The sequence below is a fragment of the Bradyrhizobium sp. Ce-3 genome, assembly GCF_022835695.1.
In the GTDB taxonomy this organism is placed as follows: Bacteria; Pseudomonadota; Alphaproteobacteria; order Rhizobiales; family Xanthobacteraceae; genus Bradyrhizobium.
In genome coordinates, this window is the sequence record NZ_BQUV01000007.1 from 1 (window position 1) to 12,775 (window position 12,775).

At 64.8% G+C, this 12,775-nt stretch carries 11 protein-coding genes; 5 read left to right on the forward strand and 6 right to left on the reverse strand.

Annotated elements, in window-relative coordinates:
• Both BRSPCE3_RS23435 and BRSPCE3_RS23440 read right to left on the reverse strand, forming a co-directional pair.
• The coding region (locus tag BRSPCE3_RS23435; RefSeq protein WP_244068663.1) for a chemotaxis protein CheA at window positions 1-2,059 on the reverse strand (2,059 nt) is incomplete at its 3' end.
• 388 nt (window positions 2,060-2,447) lie between these two features.
• Entirely contained in the window at window positions 2,448-3,968 is a 1,521-nt protein-coding gene (locus BRSPCE3_RS23440; RefSeq protein WP_244068664.1) for a flagellin, read from the reverse strand.
• Between the two features lie 555 nt (window positions 3,969-4,523).
• On the opposite strand from BRSPCE3_RS23440, the gene BRSPCE3_RS23445 reads away from it, so the two are divergent.
• From BRSPCE3_RS23445 to BRSPCE3_RS23455, 3 genes are all read left to right on the forward strand, one after another.
• A complete protein-coding gene (locus BRSPCE3_RS23445; RefSeq protein WP_244068665.1) occupies window positions 4,524-5,237 on the forward strand; it encodes a Crp/Fnr family transcriptional regulator in 714 nt (237 codons plus the stop codon).
• Between the two features lie 172 nt (window positions 5,238-5,409).
• Window positions 5,410-6,129: a Crp/Fnr family transcriptional regulator gene (locus tag BRSPCE3_RS23450; protein WP_244068666.1), complete on the forward strand. Its 720-nt coding sequence runs from the start codon at window positions 5,410-5,412 to the stop codon at window positions 6,127-6,129.
• 123 nt (window positions 6,130-6,252) lie between these two features.
• Window positions 6,253-6,501 (forward strand): hypothetical protein, encoded by a 249-nt coding sequence (locus BRSPCE3_RS23455; protein WP_375709953.1) that lies wholly within the window; start codon window positions 6,253-6,255, stop codon window positions 6,499-6,501.
• A gap of 45 nt (window positions 6,502-6,546) precedes the next feature.
• Here the strand turns inward: BRSPCE3_RS23455 and BRSPCE3_RS23460 are convergent, their stop codons facing one another.
• Window positions 6,547-7,110 (reverse strand): helix-turn-helix transcriptional regulator, encoded by a 564-nt coding sequence (locus tag BRSPCE3_RS23460; protein ID WP_244068668.1) that lies wholly within the window; start codon window positions 7,108-7,110, stop codon window positions 6,547-6,549.
• 666 nt (window positions 7,111-7,776) lie between these two features.
• On the opposite strand from BRSPCE3_RS23460, the gene BRSPCE3_RS23465 reads away from it, so the two are divergent.
• Window positions 7,777-8,172 (forward strand): hypothetical protein, encoded by a 396-nt coding sequence (locus tag BRSPCE3_RS23465; protein ID WP_244068669.1) that lies wholly within the window; start codon window positions 7,777-7,779, stop codon window positions 8,170-8,172.
• A gap of 88 nt (window positions 8,173-8,260) precedes the next feature.
• Here BRSPCE3_RS23465 and BRSPCE3_RS23470 read toward each other — a convergent pair whose 3' ends face one another.
• Together BRSPCE3_RS23470 and BRSPCE3_RS23475 are read right to left on the reverse strand one after the other, a co-directional pair.
• Window positions 8,261-8,443 (reverse strand): hypothetical protein, encoded by a 183-nt coding sequence (locus BRSPCE3_RS23470; RefSeq protein ID WP_244068670.1) that lies wholly within the window; start codon window positions 8,441-8,443, stop codon window positions 8,261-8,263.
• Window positions 8,444-8,539: 96 nt separating this feature from the next.
• Window positions 8,540-9,541, reverse strand: a complete 1,002-nt coding sequence (locus BRSPCE3_RS23475; protein ID WP_244068671.1) for a glycoside hydrolase family 3 N-terminal domain-containing protein — start codon at window positions 9,539-9,541, stop codon at window positions 8,540-8,542.
• Between the two features lie 187 nt (window positions 9,542-9,728).
• Here BRSPCE3_RS23475 and BRSPCE3_RS23480 point away from each other — a divergent pair, with 187 nt between their 5' ends.
• On the forward strand, window positions 9,729-11,774 hold the full coding sequence (locus BRSPCE3_RS23480; RefSeq protein ID WP_244068672.1) for an acetoacetate--CoA ligase: 2,046 nt from the start codon (window positions 9,729-9,731) through the stop codon (window positions 11,772-11,774).
• Window positions 11,775-11,790: 16 nt separating this feature from the next.
• Here the strand turns inward: BRSPCE3_RS23480 and BRSPCE3_RS23485 are convergent, their stop codons facing one another.
• Window positions 11,791-12,714 carry a LysR substrate-binding domain-containing protein gene (locus tag BRSPCE3_RS23485; protein WP_244068673.1) on the reverse strand — a complete coding sequence of 308 codons (924 nt, stop codon included), beginning with the start codon at window positions 12,712-12,714 and terminating at the stop codon, window positions 11,791-11,793.
• Window positions 12,715-12,775: the final 61 nt, after the last annotated feature.

Here is a 12,775-nt window from a genome sequence, read left to right on the forward strand (position 1 = left end):
GCTCGCGGTACTGCACCATGTAGCGGCCGTTCGAGAGCTCGATCTTGTCGGTTGCGATCTCCTCCAGCCGGGTGACGAGGCCGAGCGGCACCGCCTTGGGCTGCGATGAACCGGCGCGGAACACCAAGAGCGAGGTGAGCTGCTCGCCGCTGTTGGCGTGGGCGCTCGCGCTGTCGTCGGCCATGTCATGGGCCGAGGAGCCGGACGCGCCCAAGGCTTTTGCGATGCCGTTGGGATCGATGATCATGATCACGGCGCCATCGCCCAGGATGGTGTTGCCGGAGAACATGTCGATGTGCCGCAGTTTTGTGGACATCGGCTTGACCACGATCTCCTCGGTGTGGAACACGCCGTCGACCACGATGCCAAAAGTCTGGCTGCCGACCTGCGTCACCACGATGAAGCCGTTCTCGGCATCCGTGGTGGTCGCGCCGTCGTCGATCTTCAAGAGCTTCTTGAGATGGATCAGCGGCAAGAGCTTGTTGCGCAGCCGCAGCACCGCGGTGTCCTTGATCCGCTCGATGCGGTGCTCGGAGTTGGCGCGGGCCCGCACCAGCTCGACCACGGACAATTGGGGAATCGCAAAACGGTCGCCGCCGGCTTCGACGATCAGCGCGGAGACGATCGCCAGTGTCAGCGGGATCTTGATGGTGACCGAAGCGCCCTCGCCGGCCACGCTCTTGATGTCGATGGTGCCGCCGATCTGGTCGATATTGGTGCGCACCACGTCCATGCCGACGCCGCGGCCGGACACCGAGGTGACTTGCGCTGCGGTCGAGAAGCCCGGCGCGAAGATGAACTTGTGGATCTGGGCCTCGGTCATCTTCTCGAGCTCGGCCTCGGTGACGAGACCGTTCTGGAGTGCCTTGGCCTTGATCCGCTCGGTGTTGAGCCCGCGGCCATTGTCGGCGATGCAGATGATGATGTGGCCGCCTTCGTGATAGGCTGATAGCCGTATGGTGCCCTGCTCGGGCTTGCCGCTAGCGACGCGCTCGGCGGTGGTCTCCAGGCCATGATCGGCGGAGTTGCGCACCATGTGCGTCAGCGGATCCTTGATCAGGTCGAGCACCTGGCGATCGAGCTCGGTGTCGGCGCCGTGCATCTCGAGTTCAATCTGCTTGCCGAGTTCGCCGGAGAGGTCGCGGACGATGCGCGGCAGCTTCTGCCAGGCATTGCCGATCGGCTGCATCCGCGTCTTCATGACGCCTTCCTGCAGCTCGGCGGTGACGTTGGAGAGCCGCTGCAGCGGCACCTTGAACTCGGTGTCCTCGTTGCGGCGGGAGATCTCGAGCAGCTGGTTGCGGGTCAGCACCAGCTCGGAGACCATGGTCATCAGGTGTTCGAGGGTGTCGACATTGACCCGGATCGACTGGTTGGCGATCTTGTCGCCTTCCTGGACGTCCTCAGTGGCGGCCTTGCGGGCCGGCTTCTTCGCGACCTCAGACGCTTCGGCTGCGGGCGCCACAGCGGCGGCCGGCTTCGCGACCGGTGCGGGTGCGGCGACTTCGATCTCGGTCTCGCGGAAGGCGCGCTCGAGCTCGTCGAGCGAGACCTCGCCCGGACGCAGCGGACGCTCCAGCGTCTGCACCACCAGCGTGCCCTCGGTCATATCAGCCTGCACGGACGGAGCCTCAACGACCGGCACATCCTCTTCAGCAACATCAGCAGCCGCCATTGCAGCCATGCCGCGCTCGACCATCGCTTCCAGCTGATCGATCAGGTCGCGGTCATTGCCCTCAGGCTCGGCTTCGGTGGCCTCGAGCCCGCCCAGGATCTCCTTGATGCGGTCGATCGAGGACAGGATCAGCGTCACGGCTTCCGCCTTCACCGGCATGCCGTCGCGGAACTTGCCCATCAACGTCTCGCCGGCATGCGCCAGCGCTTCCAGCCGCGGCAGCCCGAGGAAGCCGCAGGTGCCCTTGATGGTGTGCACAAGCCGGAAAATATTATCCAGGATCTTCGCGTTGTTCGGGTCCTGCTCGAACTGCACCAGCTGGTTGTCGACCGTATCCAGGCTCTCGCTGCTCTCCGTCAGGAACTCGCGCAACAGATCGTCCATCGGAAAAGGCCCCCTCAAAGTGCTACGGAACGCTCGCCTCGCATCGATAACTTGGCCGGCTTCACAGCGACGTTAATTTTGCCGTCCGTGCAAATACGGACGATGAAGCCCATCAAGCACGACGCAGCACGACATCACGGCCAGTCTCACTGGGACAGGCCCTTACCACCCCGACGGGAAAGAGGCCGTTCCATCGGTCATCGCAATTTGAAGCAAATCAGATCGAGCGGCCGTTAAGTCCGGCGAAACGCTCACGACCATGGTATCGGCCCGCGCCAGCGCGCGATCGCCCATGGGTTGAAGACGGCAGAGGGGCTCGGCGCATCCAAAGCAAAGGCGGCGGAGTTTCCTCCGCCGCCTCGATATCAGATGTGTGTTGCGGCTACGCTTAGCGGAGCAGCTGCAGAACGCTCTGCTGCGACTGGTTGGCCAGCGCCAGCGCGGACACCGCGATCGACTGGCGGGTCGACAGCGCCTGGCTGTTGGCCGCTTCCTCGTTGGTGTCGGCCAGCGTCAGGTTGGACGAGCCGGTCTGCAGCACGTTGATCAGGTTCTTCGAGAAGTCCTGGCGGATCTGCACGATCGACAGGTTCGAACCGAGGGTCGAAGCCTGGGTGCGCAGCAGGCCGCTCGCCGAGTTCAGCGTCTTCAGCGTGGCGTTGGCCGAAGCGTTGTCGATGAAGTCCGTGCCGGCAGTCAGCTTGGTGAGGTTGAGGCCGGCGGAATCGAAGGTCACGCCCTGGATCTTCAGCGTCGAGGTGCCCGTCTCGTTGAAGGTCAGCTTGAGCTGATCGCCATTGAGCAGGTTGATGCCGTTGTACGACGCGTCCTGGGCGGTCGTGGTGATCTGGTCCAGGATGTTGTTGTACTGGTTGACCAGGTTGGAGCGGTTCGCCAGCGCGGTCGGGTCCTGCACCGGCGCGCCGCCCGCAAGGCCGTTGAACAGCTTGCCGGCACCAGCCGCGGTGCCGCCGATCGTACCGATGGTCGCCGAAGCGGCATCGTTGGTGGTGCTGATGGTGAGCGCACCACCCGCGCTGAGCGAGGCCTGCAGGTTGTTGGCCGCCAGTGCGGTATTGAGGTCGTTGAGCGACTTCACCTGGCCGGCACCGGTGCCGAAGGTGATGCTGGTGGCAGTGCCGTTGCCGGTCGCGCCGATGGTCAGCGTGAGGCCGCTCAGCGGGCTGCCGGCGGCGGTGCCGTTGGCGGTCGCGGTCGCAGCCGCGAAGCCGAGCTGCGTTGCATCGCCGGTGCTGAAGGTGTCGACGGTGACGGCATCCGAAGCGCCGGCGGTGTTGGTGCTGGTCACGACCAGATCGCCGCTGCCGTTGAGCGTGGCGTTGACCTTGGCGCTGGTGCCGACCTGGGTGTTGATCGCGCTGGTGATCTGGGCCGCGGTGTAGGACGAGCCCTTGGTCAGCGTGACGGTCTGGCTGTTGACCTTGAAGGTCAGGTCAGCCGCAGCAGCCGTCAGGTCGATCGTCGGGAGCGCAGACGTGCCGGTGACGGCGGCGTTGGTCGCAGCGGCGCTGCCGAGGATGTTGTCGGTGGTCGCGCCGGGGATCGCGGCGGTGGTCACCTGCGACTTCGAGGAATAGCCGACCGCGGCCTGCAGGGCCTGGTTGGCAACCGACTTGGCGCTGTCGACGAGCTTCTGCAGCGAGGTGATGCCGGTGTTGGCGGCCTGCAGCACCTGCACGCCGTTGCCGATGCCATCGAGCAGGTTGTTGATGTCGCTGGCGCGGTTGTCGAGCGATTGCGCCGTGAAGAAGTTGGTCGGGTTGTCGAGCGCAGTGTTGACCTTCTTGCCGGTGGACAAGCGGTTCTGCGTGGTGGCGAGCAGGTCGGCCGTCGACTGCAGCGAAAGCAGGTTCTGACGGACCGATGACGAAAGGACGATGCCGGACATACTGTTACCCTTCTGGATGAACACGATTGACGCGACGCCGTAAATTTCACACGGCGACCGGTGCCACACTCGTCCGTCCGCGCTACCCGTTCGTTAAAGGGCTGCTCCGTACAAATACCCAGAGCCGCTTTGCCGGTTATCCTAGAACCGGCGATGCTGCTGCCCGGCCGGCGGCGCATGGCCGTCGCCGGATCAATCTCGCGACAGCGATTTTGTCCTCGCATTTGCGGAACTTGCCGCATCCCGATGCGGCCGATCGGCTGCCTAAAAGCCCGCGACAGCAACCACGACACGGACGGTTAGGCGCGCATTAGAGTTAATGGAAATCAATAAATGCGCGACAATGCCGCAACCGTATCGCCCGCGATGTTCGGCGCTCGAATCGGCATCGATCGCCGCGCAGGCCAGACGCGATGCCGACCGTCTGCCCCCTAGAGGGTATAAGGTTCGCACCACAACCCTTGTGCAATTGGACAGGCAAGCTATGTTCGCACTCCACACGCCAAGAGTAGGTGATGCGAGACCGTAGTGCTCCCGCCCTCGGCAGGAGCTCCAATGTCCGCGGTAACGCGCCCGCCCAATCGATTGTTGCAAGCACTTCCCGCCACGGAATACGCGCAACTTCATCCCCTTCTCGAAACCGTCGACCTGACCAAGGAAACGGCGCTCGCCGATGCCGGCGCACCGGTGCAGCGGGTCTATTTCCCGCACGGCGGCGTGGTCTCGATGATGATCAATCTGTCTGACGGGCAATCTGTCGAGATTGCAACCATCGGTCGCGACGGCGTCGTGGGCGCGGCCGCCGCCTTGCATGAGCGACCGCTGCTGGCCGACGCGATCGTGGTGGTGCCGGGCACGGCATCGATGGTGCGGGCGGAGGATTTCCGCGAGGCGGCGAATCGCAGCACGGCATTCCGGACCCTGGTTGCACTCTACGAGCAGGCGCTGATGGCGCAGACGCAACAATCCGTTGCCTGCAACGTTTCCCATCCGGTGGAGGCGCGGCTGTCACGCTGGCTGCTGCGTGCCCGCGATTTGTGCGGCAGCGAGGCATTGCCGCTGACCCAGGAAATGCTGGCGCAGATGATCGGCGTCCGGCGCAACGCGGTTTCGATCGTCGCGCATGGGTTTCAGCAGGCCGGCATCCTGCGCTACAGCCGCGGTCATATCGAAATCACCGATATCGACGGCCTGCGCAGGGCGGCGTGTGAATGCTATGCGACAGTCAAGGCGCACGCCGAACAATTGATCGGGCCGGAAGAAGATTGATCCGCCCGGACATCACAAACCGAACCGTGCGGCTTATCGGCCTATTCCTATTGGAACCAAGACGTGTTTCCATTGGAACCCGGACGTGCCAGAATAAGTTGTAAGGACGTCCAGCTGCACGCGTCAGCCCTGATGCCCAGAGACAAGCTTTGCCGGCAGGCAGGAGGTTGCTTTGGATACGGTTCCGCGATCACCCAACGGATTCCTGGCGTCGCTCTCGGCGAGCGATTTTGAGCTGATCCGGCCGCATCTGCGGACGGTCGACCTCACGGCCGATTCGGTCCTGGTCGAGACCGACGAGATGCTCAAGCGGATATACATGCCACACAAGGGCGTGATCTCGCTGGTGGTCAAGCTGGCAAGGGGCGAGCGCGTCCAGGTCGCGATGGTCGGCCGCGACAGCATCTATGGCGCCTTCGCCCCGCTCGTCGAAGGGCCCGTGCTGAACAACGCCACCGTGCTGGTCCCCGGCCTGGCCTCGACGATCGAGCGCGAGCCGTTGCGCGCGGCGGCCGGCCAGAGCCCGACGCTTCGCGCCCGACTGATCCGGCACGGGCTCGCCGTCTATGCCCAGATCCAGCAGACGGCCGGCTGCAACGCCGCGCACACCGTGGAATCGCGGCTGGCACGCTGCCTGCTGCACACGCGCGATCTCTCGGGCAGCAACAAGATCGTTCTGACCCAGGAGGTGATGGCGCAGATGATCGGCGCACGGCGCAACAGCGTGTCGCTGGTCGCGCATACCCTGCAACAGGCCAATTTCATCCACTACAGCCGCGGCCACATCGAGATCACCAACGCCGATGGGCTGATCAAGACCGCGTGCGAATGCTACGCCGCGGTGAAGGCGCAGTATGCGGGGCTGTTGAGTTGCCAGGAAGTCGGCGGCTAGAGCCCGTCGTCTCGACGTGTCTTCTTCACGTGCGAATGGCGACGCCGTACTTCTACGGCATACGATTTTCACCGTCGGATAACGCTGTTTCCCCCACATTCACGCGGACGCACGGGGGAGCCGATGTTCACGTACCAAACGACCGACCGGAAGGAAGCCCGGCGCTTCCGCATGGCCCAGTTCAACGGCCGGACCGCCACGGTCCGCTCGGCCGGCGCGACCGTCACGGGGCGCGTGCGTGCGATCGTCGAAAGCAAATCTGGCGCGACGGCGGCATGGGTGGTGACGATCGTGCCGGACGAACCGAAAACGGCTGCCTCGGCCGCGCGGCACGCGCCGCGGCTGTGCTTTGCATCGGAAGATGAGTTCTGAGCACCGGTTTCTGACGAGCCGGTCCCAGCGAACCGGGTTCACCGGTCAGGCGGAATGCAACAAGGCCTTGCGGACGAGATCGGCGGTGTTGCGGGCACCGAGCTTGCGCATGGCCTCGGCACGATGGCTCTCGAACGTGCGCGGGCTGATGTTCATCCGCAGCGCACCCTGCTTGTTTGAATAGCCGTCGCTGATCAGGCTGAGCACTTCACGCTCGCGCTTGGTCAGCGGCTTGCGGCCGGCTTCCGGCGCGAACATGATTTCGGGCGATCGGGAGCCCGCCGGCTTGTCGTCGATCGCCGGCTTGAGATCGGTGGCCGGGACGGCATTCGGATAGAGATCGGAAATCTGCTTGAGCATCGCCGACACCCGCTCGGTCTGCTCGAGGGCGTTTTCGATCACCTGCCGCAGATAGACGCCGTTGCCGGGCGCGTGGGCGAATTGCTGACTGTGCTGCTTGAGCTCATTCATATAGAGCAGCAGCGCCGTCACCGGCCCGTTGAACTGACGGACAATCGCGGCGCCGGCGTCCGCGGCGGCCTGCGGTCGCGACGGGGCGGCGGCCTGGAGCTCAAGCGGCGGGGTCTCGAGCGGCGCGGTTCCACCCATCCATGTCGGAAGGCGCGCTTCGGCCCGATTGTCATGTTGCGTCATAAGTATGGTTTACCAAAGGTGAACTTGTGGCCGCGTTAACACGGGACTCCGTAAAACTACGGGTGACGCAACTGTGACCTCGGGCCCCGACCTGCCAAGGAGGCGCAGATTACCGCTGATTTGGCAACGAATCTCGGATATTTGAGTCGAATTACAGTATTCTTACGGGACCAGCGGGTGACTCGGTCCCCGTGGTCGCGCAGCTGGAAATTTACCGTCCCCGGCTCTCCAGGACCGCCTCGCAGCGCGGATTCCAGATTGGAAATCGCCGGGATGCGGGCCGCGGCCGGGAGTCCCTCGGGGCGTCAGCGGCGGCGGAGCCGAAGGAATTTCTGCAGGAACCGGCCCGAAAGAACGAACCTGAACCACCAATACGCCATTCGCCGGGTCGTCATCGATCCCTCCGGGCATCGGGATGGCATCGGCATACTGCACGCGGGCGGAGAGGCGTATGAGGCGTTTCACACCGTGCCAACCGCATCGATCGATGTCGCGCGTCGGTCACGTCAGGCGAATGTCAATTTACAGCCCCGGCACGTGCCGCAATGATCGCCTCCTCTCGATCACAACAACAAGGGCGCGACAATGCAACGAGGGCGGAACGGGCGGAATCGATCCTGGATGACGATGGCGGCACTCGCCGCGGCACTGCTGTTCGGCGCCGGCGCGCGGGCCCAGACCGCGCCGGCCGGCGATGCGGCGCCGACGTCGGACAACGCGGTCATGATCACGATCTTCTTCAAGCACGATCAGTCGCGCCCGCTCGGCGAACTCAATGCGCAGCTCGAGCGACAGGGTTTCTACAAGGCGTTTCCGCCCGAAGGTGTCGAGGTCGTCAGCTGGTACGTGATGATGGGCGTGGGACAGGTGGTGACCCTGCGGCTGCCGGCATCGCGGCTGCGCGAGGTCAACCGCATCATCGAGAACAGCGCCTGGGGTGCCTACCGCACCGAGTTCTACCCGACTTACGACTACAAGGCGGTCGGGATCGGCAATCATGAGAAGGCGAAGCAGTAGCGATCGCGTCGTGAAGACGAAGCCGCAGGCCGGAGTTGCCGGCTCTGATTCAGTCAGAACCGGCTCACCATTGGACCCGATCCGCCGGCTAGGCGTGCGCCCGCGTGCGCTGGCTCAGCCGCTTGGCCAGGATCCGCAAATCCTCGGCGCGCCCGCTGCACAGCAGGCGACTGAATTCGTCGGGATCGATGGAGGCAGGCGGCAAATCGGCTGAGTTGCGTGCGACGCGACGTAGCCAGGTCAATCGGAAGAGACGCTTGAGCATCTTCATGGTTGTTAGCCCCGATGAGCGTCAGTGTTAAATCGCGGCAATGAAATTTGGTTCCGCTCCTTGTGGTCGCGCGGCGCAAAATTTGGTTCAACGCGATCAGGCGAGCAGCGCCTTGCGCTTTTGCACTCGCGCAATCGAGCGCTGCACCGCGGCCCGATCCAGCGATCCGTCCTGCACTGCACCCGCGACAACAGCGGCGATGCCGGCCATCTCCTGCTCCTGGTCGAACAGATTGTTGCCGATGCAGATCATGTCCATGCCGGCGGCAATCGCCTGCAGGCTGGCCGCGCTGGTGCCGAGCGCCTTCTGCAGCCCCTGCATCTGCATGTCGTCGGTGATCAGCAGCGTCTCGGGCAGCCGCCGCCGAAGCCGGCCGATTCCGGCCGATGACAGTGTCATCGGATGCTGCGCGTCCCATTGGCGGACAATGGCGTGGCTGACCAGCACCGCATCGCCAAAAATCTGCGGCGCCAGTGTGTAGAACAGCTCTTCCTGATCCGGCCGCAGCGCATCGGAGATGTCCATGTACTCCAGGTGTGAATCGACGCGTGCGCCGCCGATGCCCGGATAATGCTTCAGGCAGAGCCCGACGCCGGCCTGGCGCGCCGCGGCATCGACCAGGCGGGCATTGGCCGCGACCTCGCCGATATCGGACGAATAGGACCGCTTGATCTTGCCGATGTTGGGATTGTCAGAATTGAAGTCGACGTCGATGACCGGTGCGAAATTGTAGCGGATGCCGAGCCGGCGCAACTCGCCATAGCTTGCAGCCAGGATCGTCTGCTTGTCCGGATGCGCGAGCCGGTTGAAATCCTTCGCGCTCGGCAGCGGCTGAAAGCCGAGGCCCTCCTTGAGCCGGCGCACCAGGCCGCCTTCCTGATCGATGAAGACCAGCGGCTGGGACGGCAGCGCCGCGATCTCGGCGCAGAGCGACCGCACCTGCGCGGGCGACGCGATGTTGTTGTCGTATTGCCGGGTCTGGCACGAATAATCGAACAGGATCACCCCGCCGAGCCCGAATTGCGCGGCAAACTGCTTCAGCCAGGGCGGAATGACCTTGCCGTAGAAGCCGAGGATGAAAAGTTCGCCGACGGTCATGGCCGCTCGCTATCGGATAGGCATGGAATCAGCCCCGCACCCGAAGCAATAGCACGCGACATCGGCGGTAAGAATATGACGCAAGCTTGCGGCGCGACTGCGTTCCCCGCCCGCGCATCGCTGTGTTAAGACACGACCGCACGCCTCGATCGCGCATGCCACAACACAAGAGATTCCGGAAACGCCCATGACAGCACCTTACGTCCCGCAAATGGCCCTTTACCGCCAATGGCTGAAGGACACACGCGGTCTTGAATTCGCGGATTTCGAGGCGATGCGGCGCTGGTCGGTCACCGATATCGACGGCTTCTGGCAGAGTGTCTGGGACTATTTCGATCTGCGCTCGCCGACGCCGCATTCGGCGGTGCTGGCGAAACGCAAGATGCCGGGCGCGGTGTGGTTTCCCGGCGCATCGGTGAATTATGCCCGCCAGGTGTTCCGCCATGTCGCACCAGCGCATGCCGCCGGCCTGCCGGCGCTGATCGCGAGCGGCGAGGACGGCAAGCTCTCGGAGACCAGCTGGCCCGAACTGCAGCGCAAATCGGCGGCGCTGGCGCTGCATCTGAAGGCCAACGGCGTCCGCGCCGGCGATCGGGTCGCGGCCTACCTGCCGAACATTCCGGAGACGATCATTGCGTTTCTGGCGACCGCGAGCCTGGGTGCGATCTGGAGCGTCTGCGCGCCCGACATGGCGGCGCCCGCGGTGATCGACCGCTTCAAGCAGATCGAGCCGAAAGTGCTGATCGCCTGCGACGCCGTGACCTATGCGGGCAGGCGTCATGACCGGCAAGGCGTGATCGAGGAATTGCGGCGCGCGCTGCCGACGGTCGAGCATGTCATCCTGCACAGCGATGCCGCGCCGGCCGAGACGCAACTGTCGTCCATCCACGCGGGCGAGAGCGCGGAGATCGCCGCCTTCGAGCCGGAATGGCTGCCGTTCGACCATCCGCTCTGGATCGTCTATTCCTCGGGCACCACGGGATTGCCGAAGCCGATCCTGCACAGCCATGGCGGCATCATCGTCGTGGCGCTGCCGCTGTCGACGCTGCACAACGACGTCGGCTGCAGCTACCACCCGAATTCGTTGGGCGAACGTTTCCACTGGTACTCGTCGACCGGCTGGATCATGTGGAATTGCCAGGCCAACGGCCTGCTCAACGGCACCACCTGCTGCATCTTCGACGGCAGCCCCGGTGGCACCAAGGACAAGCCGGACTGGACCACGCTGTGGCGTTTCGTTGCGGATGCCAAGGCGACCTTCTTCGGCGCCGGTGCGGCGTTCTTCGCTAATTGCACCAAGGCCGAAATCGATCTCGCAGAGGTCGGCGACCTCTCGGGCCTGCGCGCACTCGGCTCGACCGGCTCGCCGCTCTCGGCCGACACCCAGGCCTGGTTCAACGAACGCTTCGCCGCGCTGTCTGCACGCAACGGCAACGCCGCGCAGGCCGACATCTGGTGGGCCAACATTTCCGGCGGCACCGACTTCGCCGGCGCCTTCATCGGCGGCAACCGCGAACTGCCGCAGACCCCGGGCATCATGCAATGTCGCCTGCTCGGCTGCGCGGTGGACGCGTTCGACGAGCAGGGCCGCGCCGTGATCGACGAGGTCGGCGAGCTGGTCTGCACCGAGCCGCTGCCCTCGATGCCGCTGCGGTTCTGGAACGATCCCGGCGATGCGCGCTATCTGTCGAGCTATTTCGAGAGCTATCCCGACAATTTCGACGGCACCGGCCGCGGCCCGGTGTGGCGGCATGGCGACTGGCTCAAGATCAACCCCGACGGCTCCTGCGTGATCTATGGCCGCAGCGACGCCACCATCAACCGCCACGGCCTGCGGATGGGCACCAGCGAACTCTATTCGGCGATCGAGGCGCTGCCGGAGGTGCTGGATTCGATGGTCGTCGACCTCGAATATCTCGGCCGCGACAGCTACATGCCGCTGTTCGTGGTGCTGCGCGAGGGCGTTGTCCTCGATGCCGCGATGAAGGCGAAGATCAACAAGGCGGTGGAAGCCGGGCTGTCGCGCCGCTTCCTGCCCAACGACATCTTCGTGGTGGCGGAGATTCCGCGCACGCTGTCCGGCAAGAAGCAGGAGCTGCCGGTCAAGAAGCTGCTGCTCGGCCACGCGATCGAGAAGGTCATCAACCGCGACGCGATGGCCAATCCCGGCTGCCTCGACTGGTATCTCGACTTTGCCAAGGGCTATCTGAGCAGGCAGGCAGGCGCGGCGTAAGCGGTCGCGCCGCCGGTCAGCGCGGCCTGCCGCGCCACGGCGGCGGTGCGAGCGCGGCGCGCAGGTGCTCCACGAAAGCCTGCGTGCGCCGGGCCCGGCCGCCACGGCCCGGATTGAGCAGTGCGACGATGTCGGCCGGCGGCAGGCGGAAGTTCGGCAGCACCCGCACCAGCCGGCCGGCGGCGAGATCCTCGGCGACGTCCCACTCCGATCGCACGATCAGGCCGTGATCCATCAACGCCCAGGCCTTCACGACCTCGCCGTCATTGCTCGACAGCATCGGCTCGATCCTGACGACGTCAGGCTCCGCCGCGGCACGCCGGCGCGCGAACCGCCACAGCGTCACGTCCTCCTCGTTCTCGCGCAACGCGATGCATTGATGCCCGCGCAGCTCCTGCGGGGCCGCCGGCGTTCCGCGGCGCTTCAGATAGGCCAGCGAGGCGCAGAGCAAGCGTTCGTTGGGCGCAAGGCGCAGCAGCCGAAGCGTGGAATCCTTCAATGCGCCGATATGGATCATGACATCCCACGCGCTCGCAGCGGCACGTCCCGGTCGATCGGACAGTTCGAGCTCGACCGACACGTCGGGATGGCGGGATCGGAAGCTGGCAACGACCGGCGCGACGTAGCGGCGTCCGAACCCCAGCGGCGCAAGAATTTTCAGATGGCCGGCGATCGTGCCGCGACGCGCCTGCAGCGCCTCCGTCAACTCCGTCGCCTCGTCGAGCAGCGTGCCGCCGCGCAGCACCAGCAGTTCGCCCTCATCCGTCAGCGTCAACCGCCGGGCCGAACGGCTGACCAGTTGAACGCCCAGGCGCTGCTCGAGGCTCTGCAGCCGCTGCGACACCGCCGATGGCGTGACGTCGAGCGCCCGCGCCGCGGCCGCCAGCGACCGGGCGGCGGCGATGGCCAGGAAGAAGCGGATGTCGTCGGTCGAGAGCATTAAGGCTATCCTTAATATAGGAATGACCTTCGGTAAATTGTACTTAGCATGGAAACGGCTA

What these genes read in the sequence shown, in the direction of transcription:
- BRSPCE3_RS23465 (WP_244068669.1), top strand. Translation starts at nt 7,777, where the DNA reads ATGACGATGGCGGCACTCGCCGCGGCACTGCTGTTCGGCGCCGGCGCG.
- BRSPCE3_RS23485 (WP_244068673.1), bottom strand. Translation starts at nt 12,714, where the DNA reads ATGCTCTCGACCGACGACATCCGCTTCTTCCTGGCCATCGCCGCCGCC.
- BRSPCE3_RS23440 (WP_244068664.1), bottom strand. Translation starts at nt 3,968, where the DNA reads ATGTCCGGCATCGTCCTTTCGTCATCGGTCCGTCAGAACCTGCTTTCG.
- BRSPCE3_RS23470 (WP_244068670.1), bottom strand. Translation starts at nt 8,443, where the DNA reads ATGAAGATGCTCAAGCGTCTCTTCCGATTGACCTGGCTACGTCGCGTC.
- BRSPCE3_RS23445 (WP_244068665.1), top strand. Translation starts at nt 4,524, where the DNA reads ATGTCCGCGGTAACGCGCCCGCCCAATCGATTGTTGCAAGCACTTCCC.
- BRSPCE3_RS23475 (WP_244068671.1), bottom strand. Translation starts at nt 9,541, where the DNA reads ATGACCGTCGGCGAACTTTTCATCCTCGGCTTCTACGGCAAGGTCATT.
- BRSPCE3_RS23455 (WP_375709953.1), top strand. Translation starts at nt 6,253, where the DNA reads ATGTTCACGTACCAAACGACCGACCGGAAGGAAGCCCGGCGCTTCCGC.
- BRSPCE3_RS23460 (WP_244068668.1), bottom strand. Translation starts at nt 7,110, where the DNA reads ATGGGTGGAACCGCGCCGCTCGAGACCCCGCCGCTTGAGCTCCAGGCC.
- BRSPCE3_RS23480 (WP_244068672.1), top strand. Translation starts at nt 9,729, where the DNA reads ATGACAGCACCTTACGTCCCGCAAATGGCCCTTTACCGCCAATGGCTG.